General features: G+C 67.9%; 12 protein-coding genes. 7 read left to right on the top strand and 5 right to left on the bottom strand.

Going from position 1 to position 17,517, the window contains the following annotated elements; all coding sequences use genetic code 11:
- Positions 1–1,352 (bottom strand): CARDB domain-containing protein (locus VKH46_09485; GenBank protein ID HKB71063.1); only part of this gene is annotated, 1,352 nt, incomplete at its 3' end.
- 504 nt (positions 1,353–1,856) lie between these two features.
- On the opposite strand from VKH46_09485, the gene VKH46_09490 reads away from it, so the two are divergent.
- On the top strand, positions 1,857–2,270 hold the full coding sequence (locus VKH46_09490) for a response regulator (GenBank protein HKB71064.1): 414 nt from the start codon (positions 1,857–1,859) through the stop codon (positions 2,268–2,270).
- Positions 2,271–2,370: 100 nt separating this feature from the next.
- Complete coding sequence (locus VKH46_09495; protein HKB71065.1) at positions 2,371–2,736, top strand: hypothetical protein; 366 nt, start codon at positions 2,371–2,373, stop codon at positions 2,734–2,736.
- Between the two features lie 432 nt (positions 2,737–3,168).
- On the opposite strand, the gene VKH46_09500 is transcribed toward VKH46_09495, so the two are convergent.
- Positions 3,169–4,224 carry a hypothetical protein gene (locus tag VKH46_09500; GenBank protein HKB71066.1) on the bottom strand — a complete coding sequence of 352 codons (1,056 nt, stop codon included), beginning with the start codon at positions 4,222–4,224 and terminating at the stop codon, positions 3,169–3,171.
- A 170-nt stretch (positions 4,225–4,394) separates the two neighbouring features.
- Here VKH46_09500 and VKH46_09505 point away from each other — a divergent pair, with 170 nt between their 5' ends.
- Both VKH46_09505 and VKH46_09510 read left to right on the top strand, forming a co-directional pair.
- Positions 4,395–5,189, top strand: a complete 795-nt coding sequence (locus tag VKH46_09505; GenBank protein HKB71067.1) for a hypothetical protein — start codon at positions 4,395–4,397, stop codon at positions 5,187–5,189.
- Positions 5,186–8,281 (top strand): glycosyl hydrolase, encoded by a 3,096-nt coding sequence (locus tag VKH46_09510; protein ID HKB71068.1) that lies wholly within the window; start codon positions 5,186–5,188, stop codon positions 8,279–8,281. The genes VKH46_09505 and VKH46_09510 overlap by 4 nt, the downstream gene beginning before the upstream one ends.
- 66 nt (positions 8,282–8,347) lie before the next feature.
- Here VKH46_09510 and VKH46_09515 read toward each other — a convergent pair whose 3' ends face one another.
- Positions 8,348–8,818 (bottom strand): response regulator, encoded by a 471-nt coding sequence (locus VKH46_09515; GenBank protein ID HKB71069.1) that lies wholly within the window; start codon positions 8,816–8,818, stop codon positions 8,348–8,350.
- Positions 8,819–8,880: 62 nt separating this feature from the next.
- Positions 8,881–9,435, bottom strand: a complete 555-nt coding sequence (locus VKH46_09520) for a nitroreductase (GenBank protein ID HKB71070.1) — start codon at positions 9,433–9,435, stop codon at positions 8,881–8,883.
- 113 nt (positions 9,436–9,548) lie between these two features.
- Between VKH46_09520 and VKH46_09525 the strand changes: the two genes are divergently transcribed.
- A complete protein-coding gene (locus VKH46_09525) occupies positions 9,549–11,828 on the top strand; it encodes a protein kinase (GenBank protein HKB71071.1) in 2,280 nt (759 codons plus the stop codon).
- Between the two features lie 568 nt (positions 11,829–12,396).
- On the opposite strand, the gene VKH46_09530 is transcribed toward VKH46_09525, so the two are convergent.
- The gene (locus tag VKH46_09530) at positions 12,397–15,789 is read right to left on the bottom strand and encodes a PKD domain-containing protein (protein ID HKB71072.1); all 3,393 of its coding nucleotides are present in this window, start codon (positions 15,787–15,789) and stop codon (positions 12,397–12,399) included.
- A 225-nt stretch (positions 15,790–16,014) separates the two neighbouring features.
- On the opposite strand from VKH46_09530, the gene VKH46_09535 reads away from it, so the two are divergent.
- Both VKH46_09535 and VKH46_09540 read left to right on the top strand, forming a co-directional pair.
- On the top strand, positions 16,015–16,371 hold the full coding sequence (locus tag VKH46_09535; protein HKB71073.1) for a DoxX family protein: 357 nt from the start codon (positions 16,015–16,017) through the stop codon (positions 16,369–16,371).
- Between the two features lie 117 nt (positions 16,372–16,488).
- Positions 16,489–17,517 (top strand): PAS domain-containing protein (locus VKH46_09540; protein ID HKB71074.1); only part of this gene is annotated, 1,029 nt, incomplete at its 3' end.

Raw genomic sequence — 17,517 nt, forward strand, 5'->3', positions numbered from 1 at the left:
AAGACCGGCGAAATCGACAATTTCGTCCCCGGCGGCAGGAGCGGGGCATTCCCTCCGAACTGCCCGGCGAGGGTCAGGCCAAGCCAGCCGGGATGCGCCGTGCCCGCCGCGAACGTCCAGAAATAGGGCGGCGTTCCTCCCGCAACGCCGAGAGGGCCGGCGCCGTACGACTTCCCCGATCTCGCCGCGGGAAGCACGGCGCCCGTCACGTAGGCGCCGCTGCGCCCGACCGGAACCGGCTGGTTCAGGATGTCGAAGACGTCGAGACCGGTCTTGTTTCGGGCGCCTCCGACGAAGATGTCGATTCCCGTTTGAAGGCTGCTCGTGCCGGCATTGACGCCGAGGGCGCTCGCGAGCCGGGCCCCGTCGGCCTCGATCTCCGAGCCCGACGATCCCGCGATCGTGATTGAGGCGCTCCCGGCTTTTCCGTCGAGGATTCCGTCGCTCATGTCGGCAGCGAGCGCCTGCGCGAGATCGATCGCGCGGACCCCGAGGCCATGCGCCTCCTGCGCGATTCCTGCGAGCACGAGCCCGTAGTCTCTCTGGTCCCGGGTCGAGGTCCGAACTTCGGTCGAGCTGTCGGCGGCCACGGGCAGCAACTGGACGATATCGGGAATCTGGTACTGCTCCCCGACTCCGGCGTTGGAGGCGCTCACGGCCGTCGACAGAGCTTCTCCCCCGGCGGCAAGCGCCCGGGCTCTCGCCGCTGACATGTGCGTGAGCGGCGTCACCGCGACTTGAGACGTGCGGGCGGAAAACACCGCCGTCAGAACGTCCGAGTGCGAAAGGGCGATGCTGGCCCCCGTCGCTTCGTCGCGGTACTGCCCCCCCGAAGATTCCGCCAGTATCGAATCGGAAGGCGCCGAAGCGATCGACAGCACGTACGACCCGTTGACGTCCGTGACGGTCGACGCGAGAAGGGAGCCCTTCGAGCCGTTCGAATTCAGCGCATAGAACCTCACCGTCGAGCCTGCAACGGCCCCGTTCATCACGCGTCCCGAAAGCGGAAAGATCCGGCTTTGCCCCCTGCCGACCGACGACGGAGGTTGCCCTTGCAGGGGCTTGATCTTCGCTCCATTTCGCGCGCCCCCGCCCAGGACCTTGATGGTCTTCGTGTAAGTATTGTCGGATTCGCTGTTCTCGGTTATCGCATGCGTCGAATCGACGACGATCGCGACCGTATGAGTACCGGGAGCCAGAGGGCCTATTGGATCGTTCACAGCGGCTGTGTAGGTGTTCGCCTCCAGGGAATCGTGTTGCCACGTGTCCCAGAGGACTCCGTCGACGTATTCCTCGACATAGAAGCGAGCGGCAGTGGCGGAGTTGCCGTTGTTGACGACCGCCCAGTTCACGTAGAGCGATTCCGTAGGACTCAGCCCACTCGCGTCTGTCGCCGCGAGGTCGGTAGAACCGGTGACATTGGAGACCACGATGGGCGCCGACCAACCTGGGGGCTTGTACGGTGCCAAATTCGGCTGTCCCTGAGCGAACGACGCTGCTGCCAGACTGGCCAGTGTCGGGCCCGCCAGCTTGAGGAACCAGTGTGCCGATCCTGGCCGGCCGGCGGCGGACTCTGAGCTTTTCATCGGTGTCGACTCCTCGGAAAGGGACGGACGCACTTCGTCCCTTTCCCGGAGGTCGAGGCTTTTGATCCAAACGGAGTGCACGCATGGTAGCACCGTTCGGCGCGCCGAGGAGCCGAATGTCCGCGCCTCGATCGCGCCCGGGCGCGGCACTACCACCGGCGAGATCTTCCCGGTGATAGCGCCCGTTCTGGCACGCCGGTTGCCCCGGACATCCCAGAGGTCACCCCGGGGAGGGGGCCGACCCGCTGTTGCACAGAAAAGAGGTGCACGATGGCGCTGACATCCCTCGTGATCATCGTGGATGACAACGACGATACCCGAGACGCGCTCGACTGGATTCTCCGCGAAGAAGGCTTCACGACCCGCGTCGCCCGCGACGGCCGCGAAGCGATCGAGATCCTCAGATCCTGCGAGGACCCGTGCGCGATTCTCCTGGATCATCGGATGCCGAACATGGACGGACTTCAGTTCCTGGAGATCCGGGAGGAAAAGCCGATTCTCGGTCTCGCCCCGGTGATCTTCATTTCCGGCGACCTTCAGGCGTTGGCCGTCTCGCAATCGAAAGGCGCGATCCCGGTCCGGAAGCCGTTCGCGATCGACGAGCTCGTGGAGCTCGTGCGCAAGCTCTGCACGCAACAAGAAGCGACCGGGGCCCTGATCACGCCCTCCCTCTCCGCCCGTTGACGTTCGCCTGTTCGAAAATCGAACGACACGGACCCATTCGATACTGTCTACCAATCCCGTCATTCGGAGATATCATTCGATCGCAACAAAGGAGTTGAACTTGGCAAAGAACGTTCATTCGATCATCACTGAGCTCAAGTCGGGACTGTCCGAGCTCCAGGCTCACTTCGAGAACCTGGGGTCGATCTTCGGCGGATCCGAGAAGACGACTCCCGGCGGCCGGAAGAGCACGGCGCGGCGCGCGAGAGCCACGCGGGCCCGCAGAGCCGCCGCCGCGCGGACCGCCGCTCCCGCCGCGAAAAAAGCGCGCAAGAAGCCGAACCTGTCCCCGGCGGTCCGCGCCCAGCGAAAGCTCCAGGGAAGATACATGGCGAGATTCAAGACGCTTTCCAAAACGAAGCAGGCTCAGGTCCGGAAGGTCCGCCAGGAGAAGGGGTATGAGGCCGCCCTCAAGCTGATGGGCTAGCAGGCTGCTGAAAAAGGGTCCGTGGCGGGGATGCGAGCGCCGCGGACTCGAATGGAAGACGCCGCGCCTCGGGCGTGTCCGGCCGCATCGTCTAGGCGCGGCAACGAAGCAGTCGGGCCTGCGCCGCCGCAACCTTCTGGTGGCGCGAGTCTTGCCGTTCGCGCGTTGTAAAGATCCGGCGCCAAGCCTCGTCGAGCTGGAGCGCCGCGCCGTCCTGCGAGCGATCGGCAAGACTCGTGACACGCCGCCCGGATTCGTTTTTCAGCAGCCTGCTAGTCGGCGGGCGCGCCGATACATCGAGCGAGGCGGGCGCGTGCCGCCCGCATCTTCCTCCGACGTACGGCCTTCAGTACGCCTGCGGTCGCCGCGGGTGACCCGCACCCCGCCTCGCTCGCGTCTCGCCGCCCTCGCCCCCAAACCAGACGACCTCGCTCAGTGCTCGGTCTCCCCCGCGCCCGCGCGGCTCCTCCTCGCCGCGCGCTTCGGAAAGATCCCGACGACCACGATCTCGTAGGGAAGCTTCCCGTCGAGCGCGCCCGGCTCTTCGGCCGCGTGCTCGACCCGATACGAGACGGCCGAGAGATCGATCCGGGGAATGCCGAAGACATGCAGGCGATCGCCCGAGGCGAGAGAGCGAGCGATCTTCTCGGGCGCCGTGTCCCGAACGAACACCAACCGCACCCGATCGGCGAGTCGGTTTCCGCGCGGTCCGACCACGGCCGCGGTGACGAAGCGCCCGTCGGAAACGACGAGCGGCGTCTCGCTCCCGATCTCGATCGTGAAATCGGCGTCGTTCAACTCCTCCCGGCGCGTGTACAGCGTGATCGTCTTCTCCTCGGGAACGATCCGGAGCTTCGCGTCCTTCAGGCTCTCGAGGACGGCGCCCGCGGGCTCCGGCCGGAATCCGGGGACCGGATGGAACGTGTCATCGAGCTCCAGGCCGCCCAGCCGCGTCACCGGGTGCACTTCGAACACGTGGGGCGGGTTCGTCTTCTCGAAAGGCGCGAGTGTGTCGCCCTGCGTCTGCCCCCCCTTGCCGAAATGCTCGCTCCACAGTCGCCAGACCCCCGTCAGCCGGACCGGCTCGCCCGTGCCGGCGAGGCGGTGTACCATCTCGACCGCCGCGGGCTTCGATGCCGCGTTCTCGACTTCCGCGACGATCGGAAGGCCGATCTCCTCCGCCCGGCCCGCGACGTGGAGGTCGCCGTCGAGGTAGCCCGCGTGCGCATAGCGTCCGGCGCGATCGACCGTGAACGTCGTCCCGATCGTCGCGCGGTTCTTGTATTCCTCGACGAACTTCTTGTCGAGCGTGATCCGCACGTCGGAACGACGGAGCTCGGACTGGATGAAGAAGAACCCGCGCTTTCCCTCCCGGACGAAGAAGGCGCACGCGGCGCCCGGCAGGAGCGCGAGGACCGCCGCCGCTCGAATTCCGCGGCGTTTTCCGCGCGGAGGGATCAGGGTCTTCACGAAGGCTCGAGAGAGCAAGATTCGTACTCCTCCGGCGACGGGAAGATCACCCGGCGCAGTCCAATATCATGCGCGACGATGCGATATTGGGCGAGAATGTCTCGCCATGTCCTAACAAGAACGTTTTTCCATAATTCCCGTATGAGAGACCGGCCGGCGACCGTCCGGCCCACAGACGAGGAGGTCCGATGAAGATCAGGTTGTCCGCTAAGAAGATCCTGGCAGCCGCGGCGCTTCTGGCCGCCGCTTCGGCCGGCGCCGAAACCGCCGACGACGTCATCGCGCGGAACATCGCCGCACGCGGCGGGATGGAAAAGATCAAGGCCATCCGGAGCGTCGACATGTCGATCAAGGCGAACCAGCAGGGGCTGGAGTTCCCGGGGCGGCTCGAATGGAAGCGTCCCGACAAGATGCGCCTCGAGATGACGATCCAGGGGAAGACCATGGTCCAGGCGTACGACGGCAAGACCGCCTGGGCCGTCATGCCGTTTCTCGGATCTCCGGATCCCCAGGTCATGTCGGCCGACGACGCGAAGGACGTGATCGAGCAGGCGGACATGGACGGCCCGATCGTCGACTACAAGGCCAAGGGGAACTCGGTCGAGCTCGTCGGCAAGGAAGACGTCGAGGGCTCCCCCGCCGAGAAGCTCAAGGTCACGCTGAAGAACGGCGACGTTTCGTACGTCTACATCGACGCCGAGACGGGGCTCGCGGTCAAGGAGACGTCCAAGCGCAAGCAGCACGGCTCCGAGGTCGAGATCGACAGCTACATGACCAACTTCAAGCCGATCGAAGGGGTGCTCTTCCCGTTCGCGATCGAGAACAAGGTGCAGGGGAAGTCGGTCGGGCAGTTCACGATCGAAGACGTCAAGCCCAACGTCGCGATCGACGACGCGGCGTTTGCGATGCCGGCGCCCGCGGCCAAGCCCGCGGCCGAAAAGCCGGCGCCGGCCAGGCCCGCGGCCGGCGAGGAGAAGAAGTGAACGTTCGCCGGGCGCTCCTCGCCGCGGCGCTCGGCGCCGCCTCGGCCTTTCCGGCGGCCGCCGCGAAGCTCGATTCCGGGTCGCTCTCGGGGCTGCGCGCCCGCGCGATCGGCCCCGCGGCGTTCGGCGGCCGCATCGAGGCGATCGACGCCTCGGTGAAGGACCCGAAGGTGATCTGGGTCGGCGCCGCCGGGGGCGGCGTCTGGAAGTCGATCGACGGGGGCGTGACGTACAAGCCGGTCTTCGACAAGTACACGCAGTCGATCGGGGCGGTCGCGATCGACCAGGCGCACCCCGACACGGTCTGGGTGGGGACCGGCGAAGGCGACACCCGCAACAGCGTCTCGGTCGGGAGCGGGATCTACCGCACCGACGACGGAGGGGACGACTGGAAGCTCGCCGGGCTCCCCGATTCCGAGCGGATCGCGCGCATCGCGATCGATCCGTCCGACTCGAACACGGTCTTCGCCGCCGTCGTCGGCCATCTCTGGAACGACAGCGTCGAGCGCGGGCTCTACCGGACGAGCGACGGCGGAAAGAGCTGGCAGAAGGTGCTGTTCGTCAGCGCGTCGACCGGCTGCTCCGACGTCGCGATCGACCCGAAGAACCCGAAGCGGGTCTATGCCGCGACGTGGGACTTCCGCCGCAGTCCCGATTTCTTCCGGTCGGGCGGGCCGGGATCGGGCCTCTGGCGCTCGCTCGACGGCGGAACCCACTGGACGCGCCTCTCGGCCGGTCTCCCCGGAGGCGAGCTCGGCCGGATCGCGATCGCGGTCGCTCCTTCGCGCCCCGAGAGGGTCTACGCGACGGTCGAGTCGAAGAAGACCGCGCTCTACCGCTCCGACGACGCGGGCGAAACCTGGACGATGGTGAGCACGTCGTTCAACATCGGCGTCCGTCCCTTCTACTTCTCGCATCTCGCCGTCGACCCGAAGAATCCCGATCGCGTCTACAAGCCGGGATTCGTGCTGACCGTTTCGGACGACGGCGGAAAGTCGTTCTCGGGAGGGGCCGGCTTCGATTTCGGGAGCTACCACTCCGACACGCACGCTCTCTGGATCGATCCCGCCAACCCGGACCACCTGATGCTCGGGACCGACGGCGGCGTCTACGTCTCCCGGGACCGCGGCGGCCGGTGGCTATTCCAGCGCACGCTCCCCGTTTCCCAGCCGTACCGCGTCGCCCTCGACGACGCGCGCCCCTTCAATGTGTACGGCGGGTTCCAGGACAACGGCTGCTGGTACGGCCCCTCCGCCGGCGCGGGCGGGGTCGGCAATGGCGCGTGGAAGAACTTCGGCTTCGGCGACGGGATGTACGCGTTTCCCGACCCGAACGATCCCGATCTCCTTTACTGGGAATACCAGGGAGGCGAGCTCTACAAGTATTTCAAGAAGACGCGCGAGACCAAGCAGATCCGGCCGTACCCCGGCCCCGGCGACGAGACGCTCCGTTTCAACTGGGAGGCGCCGCTCGTCCTGTCGCCGGCCGATCCGCACCTCCTCCTGATCGGCGCGCAGTACCTCTTCGCGTCGACCGACCAGGGCGAGTCGTGGCGGCAGATCTCCGGCGACCTGACGACCGACAACCCGCAGCTCCAGCGGCAGGTCGAGTCGGGGGGCCTGACCCCCGACGACAGCTCCGCCGAGAACCATTGCACGATCTACGCAATCGGGCCGTCGCCGCTCGACCGCGCCGTCATCTGGGTCGGGACCGACGACGGGAACCTCCAGGTCACCCGCGACGACGGCGCGCACTGGGAGAACGTCGTCTCGCGCGTCCCGGGGCTCCCGAAGGGAACCTGGGTCTCCGGGCTCGAGCCGAGCCGCTTCGCGAAGGGCACGGTGTACGCGACGTTCGACGGACACGCGCGCGGCGATTTCGCGACCTACGTCTACCGGTCGACGGATTTCGGCCGCACCTGGGCCGCGCTCGCCACGCCGGACGTCGCCGGTTACGCGCACGTGATCCGGGAGGACCCGAAATCCGCGTCGATCCTCTACCTCGGCACCGAGCAGGGTCTCTTCCTCTCGATCGACGGCGGCAAGGAATGGGCGCAGTTCACCGGCGGCCTTCCCCGCGTGCCGGTGCGCGACATCGCGATCCACCCCCGCGACTCCGACCTCGTGCTCGCGACGCACGGCCGCGGCTTCTGGGTCGTCGACGACGTGTCGCCGCTCCGCCAGCTCACGCCGGAAGTGCTCGCGAGCGACGTCACGGTCCTCGAAGCGCGCCCGACCTGGCTCCGGATCCCGGAGCAGGAGCAGGCGTGGAACGGCGACGGCGACTACGTCGGAGAGAACCCGCCGGACGCCGCGGCGATCTATTTCTGGCGCGGCAAGCGCCGCCTCATGGGCGAATCCCGGATCGAGATCGACGACGCGTCGGGGAAGAAGATCGCGACGGTGCCCGGAAGCAACCGAAAGGGAATCAACCGCGTGATGTGGAGCCCGAGGCTGAAGGCGCCCCGGACCGCGTCCGGCACGGGGATCGCCGTCGGCGCGCTGTTCGGACCGACCGCCCCGGTCGGCACCTACACGGTCAAGGTGATCGACGGCGAGAAGACATACGCCGGCAAGCTCGTGCTCGCGGCCGATCCGCTCCTGCCGCACTCCCGGGAAGAGATCGACGCGCGCCAGGACGCTCTGATGCGCCTCTACCGCATGCAGGAAGACCTCGCGTTCCTCTCCGACTCGGTCTCCGCGGTGCGCGACCAGGCCGCGGCGCGCGCCGGCAACGCCGGGAAATCGGCTCTGGGGCGCCGTCTCGGGGATCTCTCGCACCGCCTCGACGCTCTTTCGAAGACGCTCGCCACGTCGCATCCTCCGCTCGAGGGCATGCCGGCCGACGCCGATCGGCAGCTCCGTGAATGGATCACCGACCTCTTCGGCGCGATCAACGGCTTCGGCGGGAAACCTTCCGCCGGGCAGCTCGCTCAGATTCCCGTGCTCGACGGACGTCTCGAGACGGCGCGCCGGGACTACGAGAAGATCATCCTCCCGCTTCCCGAAATCAACCGCGACCTCGGGAAGAAGTCGCTCCCGCCGATCCAGGCGCCAACGCGCGAGCAATGGGAGAAGCAGCAGGCGACGTAGGGCGAGGTCTCGAGTCGAACGTCCGGGTCGCGAGCCGGAAAGTTTCCCTCGCGACCCGCCGATTATCTAGACCGGACGCGTCGGAGAGAGCCCTTCTTCCGCCGGAGACGCGGCGTCGCCCCCGGCGGCTTCCGGCTTCTCCGCCGGCGCGTCCGGCGCCCTCCAGAGCTTCTCGAGGGCGTCGAGCAGTTCGCCCGCGGCTACCGGCTTCTGAAGGAACGCGGCCGCTCCCGACCGAACCGCACTGTTGGCGGCGGCGCGGACGGCGGAGACCACGACCACGGGGATGGCCGCGAGGCGAGCATCCGCCTCCTGCGCCCGGCGGAACTGCCATCCGTCCATCTCCGGCATGAACATGTCGAGGAGGATGACGTCGGGAGGGGCGTTGACCGCGAGGAAGGTCATCGCGTCCTTTCCATTCCGCGTGGCGATCACCGAGTAGCCTCCTCCGCGCAGCAGCTCGACGAACATCTCGCGGGAGTCCGGATCGTCTTCCACGATGAGGATCGTCCTGGGCACCGGACCGGTCGAAGACATGGCCATTCCCTCCCGAACGAAACCGGGAGAATCCTGCAAGCGGCGTACCTTTCCGGGGACGGTCAGAGCCAGAGCACGGTGGGAGCCCGACGGGGGCGCCGTCCGGGATGCTCCCCGGCCCGTCCCAGAATGATCGGAAAAACCGGGAACTGCCCGGCCGGGATGCCGAGCTTCTCCTTCGTCGACGCCTGCGCGAGCCACGGCCGGGCGAGGCCGATCGGACAGGTCCCGAGCCCGGCCGCGCGCGCGGCGAGCATGAAGTTCTGTGCCGCGAGGCAGCAGTCCTCCGCGGCCTGGGACTCCGCGGAGGTCGCGCAGATCAAAACGAGAACGGGCGCGCCGTAGAAGACCTCGAAGGCCGGATCGCTCCACTTCTCCCGCAGCTCCGCATTCCCGCGCGCCGCGGGACCCGCAAGGAGGAACTGTCGAACCTCCTCGGATAATCCGCGCAGCCGCTCCTTTCCCTCGAAGACGGCGAACGCCCATGGCTCGAGGTCGCGCGCGCTCGGCGCCTGGATCGCCGCCTCGATCAGCCCCTCGATCCGCGAGCGATCGACGGGATCCGCGGCGTAAGCGCGGATCGCGCGTCTTTCGAAGATGGCGGTCATCAGCTCCATGCGCGCCTCCCCCGAATCGAGTTTCCGCCCGCACCCCGAGGCTCGCATGACGAGAATGGATCAGGGCGGCGAGCGTACGGCGCTCCGAGTGAGGGATAATCGTCGTCCACCCCATGGCTCTGCCGACCGGTACGCTCCTCGGCCCGTACGAGATCCTGTCGCTTCTCGGCGAGGGAGGAATGGGAGAGGTCTACCGGGCGCGCGACCGAAGGCTCGGACGCGACGTCGCCGTCAAGCTCCTCGCCGAGCGCGCCGGGACGAACCCCGACCTGCGGAGCCGGTTCGAGCGCGAGGCGCGGGCGGTCGCGGCAATCGATCATCCCAACGTCCTCGCGATCCACGACGTCGGGGAGGCCCAGGGCCGCCTTTTCCTCGTCACCGAGCTCCTCGCGGGCGCGTCTCTCCGGGAGGCCATCCCGCCGGGCGGAGCCGGCTGGAAACGGGCGGCGGCGATCGGCGCGGAGGTCGCCGACGGCCTGGCGGCCGCGCACGCCCGAGGGATCGTCCATCGCGACGTCAAGCCGGAGAACGTCGTCCTCGGGCCGGACGGCCGGGTGAAGGTGCTCGACTTCGGCATCGCCCGGTCGGAACCCGATCCTTCGGAGATCGGGACGCGGGCCGAGACCGCTGCCGCCGCGACCGAGCCCGGCACGGTTCTCGGCACGGTCGGATACATGGCCCCCGAACAGCTGCGCGGCCTCCCGTGCGACGGCCGCGCCGACGTGTTCGCGCTCGGGTGCGTGCTTTACGAGCTCGCGACGGGAGAGCGCGCGTTCCTCGGACCGACGCCGGCCGACACGATGTCCCGCGTCCTGCATTTCGATCCGATGGAAGGCTTCTCGTCCGCCGGGCCGGACGCGTTCCGGCGGATCGTCGCGCGGTGCCTCGAGAAGGATCGCGCGCGCCGCTTCCAGTCGATGAGCGACCTCGCGTTCGCGCTTCGCCTCGTCGGAGAGCCGGACGACGAGGCTCGCGAATTCCGACGCGCCGACCGTTCGTCGCCGGCGAAGGGCGCCGGCCCGCCCTCCGTGGCGGTCCTCCCCTTCGCCAACCGCAGCCCCGATACCGAGAACGAGTACCTTTGCGACGGGATGACCGAGGAGTTGATCGGCGGACTCTCGCGCGTCCCGGGGCTCCGCGTCGCCTCCCGCACCTCGGTCTTCGCCCTGAAGGGGCGCTTTCAGGACGTCCGGTCGATCGGCCGCGAGCTCGGGGCCACCGCGATCCTGGAAGGAAGCCTGCGCCGCTCCGGCGATCATCTTCGAATCACGGCGCAACTCACGAGCGTGGCCGACGGATACCATCTCTGGTCGGACAACTTCGACGGCGACGTTCGGGACGTCTTCGCGTTCCAGGACGAGATCGCCCGGAAGATCACGGCCGCCCTGGGCGCGCGGCTCGGGACATCGGCGGCGACCCCTCTCCCCCGCAAGAAGGAGACCGCCAGTGTCCACGCCTACCAGCTCTACTGGAAGGGACGTCACCTGTGGGGAAAGCGGACCCCCGAGCAGCGGTTGAAGGCGATCGCGCTCTTCGAAGAGGCGATCACGTCGGATCCCGGCTACGCGCGGGCCTACGCCGGGCTCGCGGACTGTTTTCTCGAGCGAGGCGGCCTGCCTCTTCCCGCGCGCGTGATCATGGATCGCGCGCGCGCGGCGGCGATGAAGGCGCTCGAGCTGGACGAGGGCCTCGCCGACGCCCACACCAGCCTCGGACGCGTTCTCCTCTATTTCGACTGGGACGGAAGGGGCGCGGAACGGGAATTCCGGCGCGCGATCGAGCTCGACTCCGCCTACGCCGAAGGACACCACTCCTACTCCCATTTCCTCCTTCCCGCAGGCCGGACCGAGGAGTCGCTCGCGGAAAGCCGCCGGGCGCTCGAGCTCGAGCCGCTCGATCTCGGGATCAACACGCATCTCGGCTGGCATTTCCTCTATTCGGGGGATTTCGACGCGGCGGTCGCGCAGTGCCGGTTCAGCGCCGACATGGATCCCGCGTACTTCTACGCCCGGTTCTATCTCGGCATGGCCCTCGAGCAGCGCGGCGAGATCGAGGCGGCGCTCGCGGAGTTCCAGGAAGCGGTCCGGCTGTCCCCGGAGAGCGCCGAAGCGGAAGCGGGCCGCATCCACGCCCTCGGACGATCCGGCCGGGTCCCCGAAGCGCGGGAGGCGATCGCCCGGCTGGAGCCGCGCGCCGGCTCCTCGATCGCCTACGAGGTCGCCGTCGCGCTGGTCGGAATCGGCGAACGGGAGCTCGCGCTCGCGCACCTCGAGGACGCCAGACGCGACCGGAGCGAGCGCATCGTCGACATCGCGATCGATCCGCGGCTGCGGCCCCTCCATGGAGAGCCCGAGTTCCGACGCATCGCCGCCGCGATGGGGTTCGCCGCCTGACCGGTACCGCCCGGTCCAGCTTCCCGGTAGATCCAGGCCCCCACGATCGTCGCGAGAATCGATTCGACGAGAGTCCAGAGCGCGGACGTCACGAGCCGGCTCGCGGGGACCTTGCCCATGTTCCCCATTCCGACCGACGGAAGAAGACCGGCGAGAAGCCAGGCCACGAACCCGCTTTCGCCGCGTTCGCTGCCCCCGGTCCGAACCGTGGCCGGATCGCCGCGTACATTCAGACGCAGAGACGAAACCCCTCAGGATCCAGACGACCAGCGCGCTCGGATTGATGACCATCGGCTTGCCGAGCGCCCGCATGGCGTCCGCCCAGGGCTGCTTCACGACGACGGTGTTCAGGACGTTTTGAGAGATCTCGACGAGGATGCCCGCGACAACGCCGCCCAAACGACCGCGTTGATCCGGCTCACTCTCCTCTCCCTTGGTTTTCTTGGAAGGAGGTATAGGCCGGGCGTCGGGCTCGGGGCGAGCGGGCGCCGCGAGCCGCGTGGCTGGCTCGAGGAAAAATGGGGCGCTCGCTGCGTGGCCCACCCACGCAACGAGCGCCCCGGGGAGGCTACTTCTTTCCGATCGTGACCGTCGCGGTCCCCGTCGGAGAGACACAGCCGGCCGAGGAGATTTCCGTCACCGAAAGGGTGGCGGAGCCCTTCGTTCCGACCGAGAACGTGATCTGGCTGGTCCCCTGACCCGCCGTGATCGAACCGTTGGAGATGCTCCAGGAATACCGGCTTCCGGCGTGGTTCGCGACCGACGCCGTGAGCCCCGACTGGTTCGGCCTGGCCGAAGCCGGAGCCGAGATCACCGGCGTCGCCGGAGACCCCGAAACCGTGATCGTCGCCTGGGCCGCCTTCGAGCTCGTTCCGTCACGGGTGCATGCCACGCGCAGGGTCGCCGAGTAGGTTCCGGCCGAGGAGTACGCATGGTTGGCGACCGGCGAGGGCTGCGTCACGGGCGCCGTCCCGTCGCCGAAATCGAACTCCCAGGAGGCGATCGCGTCGCCGTCCGGGTCGTACGACTGCGAGCCGTCGAGAGACACCGTCAGCGGAGCGCAGCCGACGTTCGGGTTGGCCTGGAGGATCGCGATCGGCGGGCCCTCCGGGCTGCAGAGCTGGTTGCTCTGCACCGTGTAGGAGCCGGTGAACGCCAGGCTGTCGGGCATCTGGTCGTAGAGAGCCGTGAGGCCAACGCCGATGTTGGCCGGATCACTGCTCTGCGACACGCCCGCGAGGAATCCCGCGATCGTGTCGCCCGGAGCGAGCCCGAGGTCGCTCGCCTTGACGACGAGGATGACCCGGTCGAACGGAGCCGCGTACGCGCTCTCCGGCTCGAGGGGCTTCTGGCTGCCCGGTGTCACGAACCGTCCGTCGACGCCGCCGCTGGTGTTGGCGCCGGGGACGTACGATTCGAAGAGCGGGGTGATCGAAGGCCACGCCATGTGCACGGCCACGTAGTGATACGACGTCGCCGGAGCCGGGTCGGGGACTTTCATCGCCACGTACCAGGCCGAGCCCGCGGGCTGCGGAGACTCGCCCGGATCGGTGTCGATCGTGAAGACCAGCCGGACGACGCCGTCCTCGGAATAGGGCTGCGACACGTGGAGCGCGAGGAGGTCGGATCCGGGCGGAGCGGGCGTGGCGATGGTGGTGACGACCGTCGCCGTCGTGTCGCCGGAGGGATCCGTCAGCTTCGTCAGTCCGGGAGGCTCGCAGACGTTCTCTGGAGGCCCCTGCGAGACGGCGAGGGCGATCTCGTCGCTCGCCGGGCCGACGCCGATCCCGTTGACCGCCTTGACCACGTACGTGTAGCTCGAAACCTGAGGATCGGCGGTGGCGTCGATGTAGGTGGTCTTCGCGTTGCCCGTCTGCCCGATGAGGACCTCATTGCCGGGCGCCGTGCCGCGGAAAACCTGGTAGTTCACGATGTCGGACCCGGCGTTGTCGGGCGCCTTCCAGGAGAGATACGAGCCCGACGCGTCACGCGTGCCCGACAGGCACGGCGGCTTCGGCGCCGCCGGCTCGACGGGGTCGAGGCCGGCGTAGAGACCCTTGCCGCCGGATTGCCGGGCGACGCGCATGAAGGACGTGAAGTCGTTGGCAGCGGTGCCGGCGATGCAGCCGGTGCTCACGCACCCGTCGCTGTACCCGTAGAGCACGCGTCCCTTGTCGTCGACGGTGATCTCGTTGAAGTCGAGGAGATTGCGATCGATGTGGCTCCCTCCCTGCTGCCAGATTCCGGAGGCATGCTGCACCGGGTCGTTCGGCGTGGCGTTGACGGTCGTCCACGTCTTCCCACCGTCGTAGGTCGTCGCGATGAAGGCGTACCAGTTGCCCGGGAAGCTCGGCGCCTGGTAATCGCCGGCGACGTTCGTTCCGAGGAAGCCGCACGCCGCCCGTCCGGAGCTCCCGCCGACGGCTTCCGTGTGCGCGGCGTTCTTGATGCCGTGGGAAGCGCCGATGTCGTAGTCGTTGGTCCAGGTGAGCCCGCCGTCGTGGCTCACGGCGACGTGGACGTGCCCTTCCGGCAGACTGCCGGCCGGGACCGGTTCGTTGTTCACGTAACAGTAGTAGGCCGTGCTGTCGGCGTCGAGCGCGATCGAGGGATCGGCGCCCTCCGCCTGGGACACGCTCTGAGGGAGCGCGAACTCGGCCCACGAGACGCCGCCGTCGGTGCTCGTCACGCCTCCCTGCCGCCCGTTGCACTGATTGACCGGCAGCCAGGCGGTTCCGTTGGCGGCGATGTGGAGATGGCCGTGCAGCCCGCCGCATCCGTCCGGCCCGTCGCCGGTGTAGGCGAGGACACCCGGGCCCCAGGTCATGCCCAGGTCGAGGCTGCGCTGGCAGGCGGCGGGTCCGACGAGGTCCTGCGAGCAGTAGATCGTGTTCTGCCCCTGATTGAGCGGCGTCGTCAGAAGCGACAGGGACGCCGGGAACGGCCCGGTTCCGATCGTCTCGTGGTCGGCGCCGCCGTCGGGCGGGCCGGCGCCGATCGGGACCCAGGTCTCACCGTCGTCGTCGGAATATCCGTAGACGGCATTGGCGCCCACGGTCGAGTTCGACGCGAACGTGCGCCCGCTCTTCTGGTCGGTCCAGAGGATCGGGTCGAGCCCCGTGATCGTCGAGACGTTGGTGCGATCCTCCCAGAGCGCCTCGCAGCACGCGGGCTTGTTCGGGTCGACGACTTCCGGGGGCGTCAACCTCCAGATCGGCCCGGTGTTCATCGTCATGATCCGGCCGGTGTGCGGGTTGAAGCCGATGTTGAACTCGCCCTGGAACCCGTTCTCGGCCGAGGAGCCGGAGGGAGCGAAGAAGTTCTGGTAGCGCGCAACGCCGGGCGCGGCGGGATCGGGCCCCCCGAACGGCCCGAGGGCGCCGACCGGGCCCGGCAGGAACTCGAGGGCGACGTTCACCGTCTCGCCGGTCGGCGTATAGGGAACGATTTTCACCGTATAGGTCTGGCTGCCGTCGTGGAAGGGACTGATCACCGCGATTTCGGGATTCGCGCTGCTCGCCGATTGGTAATCCGCGGCCTGCGAGCCGTCGGTGTTCGTGACCGTGCCGCTGTAGACGTAGAGGTCGTAATCGGATTTTCCCGAGCCGGAATCCACCCAGCTCATCGACACCTTCACCCCCGCGTAAGGATGCAGCACCGCATACCCGGCCGGCAGCGTGACCGTCAGCGCGTAGTCGTCGCACGGCTGGACCGGGTTGTCGCACTCGGGACCGGCGTCGACCTCGGGAACCGGCGTCGGATTCGCCGCGAGGAACGGCCCGGACGAATAGGTGATCGGCCCCGAGGTGTCCGTGAGGGTCCCCGAAGCCGGTGTCGCGCTCTGCGCCAGCCGCGCGACGCCGAGCGCGCCCAGAATGACCGCCGCCAGGAAGAACGGACGCGAGTTCTCCCCCCAGGCACGCCGGATCGCCCGGCCCCTGAACGGATCGTGAGCTTTCATTTTGATCCCTCCCCTTTCGAGGGCTCCTGCGGTAGCAATACTCCTGCCATAAAAGAGTGCTACCACCATCCGTGTGTAGGACGTCTTCTCGTAACTGATTTATCCTGAGAACGTTGATAGAAATACACGGGCGGGCTCGCACGATACAACTCAACGATTCACGCACGCGGCCACCGCCTTGCATGCCGGAACGACGTGGAGCCGCGTTTCGGGAAGTCCGCCGACTTGCTCTACGGTTTCATGCGCTTCGTGGTCGCCGCGCTGTACACGTGCCACGGCGCCCAGAAGCTTTTCGGCGTGCTCGGCGGCCGCCCGGTCCCGCGTCCCTCCCTCCTCTTCGCCGCCGCGGTCGTCGAGATCGTCGCGGGGCCGCTGATCGCGATCGGTCTCTTCACGCGGGTCGCGGCATTCGCCGCTTCCGGCGAGATGGCCGTCGGCTACTTCACGCAGCACGCGCCGAGCTCGTTCTGGCCGATCGTCAACAAGGGCGAGCTCGCCGTCGCCTTCTGCTTCGTTTTCCTCTTCGTGGCGGCGGTCGGGAGCGGGACGTTCGGCGTCGACCGGACACTCCGGCGGCCCTGACCGGCGCGGGGGCCGCCGCGGAATCGTTCGATCGTGAAGGAAAAGACGGCCTCGCGAGGCTCGCGCGACCCTTCGGCTATGATTTCTCCGCCGCGGGACGCCGTCCCCGCCGTGAACATGCCCGACACGTCCGATTCGGATCAGCGACACCGCAAAGCGCTCTCCGCGCTGAAATCGGCGGAGGCGCGGACCCGTCATTTCTTCGAGAAGAGCCTCGCCGGCATCTACACCTGCACGCTCGAGTGCGACTTCCTCGAGTGCAACGAGGCATTCGCGCGGATCCTGGGCTACGACTCCCCCGCCGACGTGATCGCGACCAACGGGCGGGAGCTCTATTTCTCCCGCGAGGAGCACGACACGCTGCTCGCCGAGCTCCGCGACCGGACGACGCTCACGAACCGCGAAGTGCGTCTGAGGCGCAGGGACGGGACGCCTGCCTGGGTAATCGCCAATCTCTCGCTCATCCCGGAGGAAGAGATCGGGATGACGGTGATCAAGGGCTCGATCGTCGACATTTCGGGCCGCAAGGCCGCCGAGGAAGCCCTGCGGCGCAGCGAGGAGCGGTTCCGGATCGTGTCCCGCGCCACCAACGACGCCGTTTGGGACTGGGACCTCGTCGCCGGTTCGCTCTGGTGGAGCGACGGGTTTCGGATCCTCTTCGGATACCACGAGGCGGAGACGCCGCCGGGGATCGAGTCCTGGACCGACCACATCCACCCGGAGGACCGGCACCGGGTGGAATCGGGGGTCTATTCCCTGATCGAGAGCGGGAGGCAATCCTGGTCCGACGAGTACCGCTTCCGGCGGTCGGACGGGACGTACGCGCGGGTGTTCGACCGCGGCTACGTGATCCACGACCCTTCCGGAAAGCCGGTCCGCATGATCGGCTCGATGATCGACGTCACCGAGCGAGACCGCGCGACGAAGCTCCAGGCGGCGCTGTATCGCATCGCCGACCTCACGACGTCCGCCGAGGACCTCGATTCGTTCTACGCCGAGACGCACCGCATCGTCGAAGGATTGATGTATGCGCGCAATTTCTTCATCGCGCTCTCGGACGAAGCCGCCGGAGAGATCCGATTCCCGTACTTCGTCGACGAATTCGACCCGCCGCCGGAGCCGAGGAAGGCCGGAGCGGGGCTCACC

Source organism: Thermoanaerobaculia bacterium (genome assembly GCA_035260525.1).
In the GTDB taxonomy this organism is placed as follows: domain Bacteria; phylum Acidobacteriota; class Thermoanaerobaculia; order UBA5066; family DATFVB01; genus DATFVB01.

Coding starts and splice junctions, on each gene's coding strand:
- VKH46_09525 (HKB71071.1), top strand. CDS start 9,549: ATGGCTCTGCCGACCGGTACGCTCCTCGGCCCGTACGAGATCCTGTCG.
- VKH46_09530 (HKB71072.1), bottom strand. CDS start 15,789: ATGAAAGCTCACGATCCGTTCAGGGGCCGGGCGATCCGGCGTGCCTGG.
- VKH46_09490 (HKB71064.1), top strand. CDS start 1,857: ATGGCGCTGACATCCCTCGTGATCATCGTGGATGACAACGACGATACC.
- VKH46_09505 (HKB71067.1), top strand. CDS start 4,395: ATGAAGATCAGGTTGTCCGCTAAGAAGATCCTGGCAGCCGCGGCGCTT.
- VKH46_09520 (HKB71070.1), bottom strand. CDS start 9,435: ATGGAGCTGATGACCGCCATCTTCGAAAGACGCGCGATCCGCGCTTAC.
- VKH46_09515 (HKB71069.1), bottom strand. CDS start 8,818: ATGTCTTCGACCGGTCCGGTGCCCAGGACGATCCTCATCGTGGAAGAC.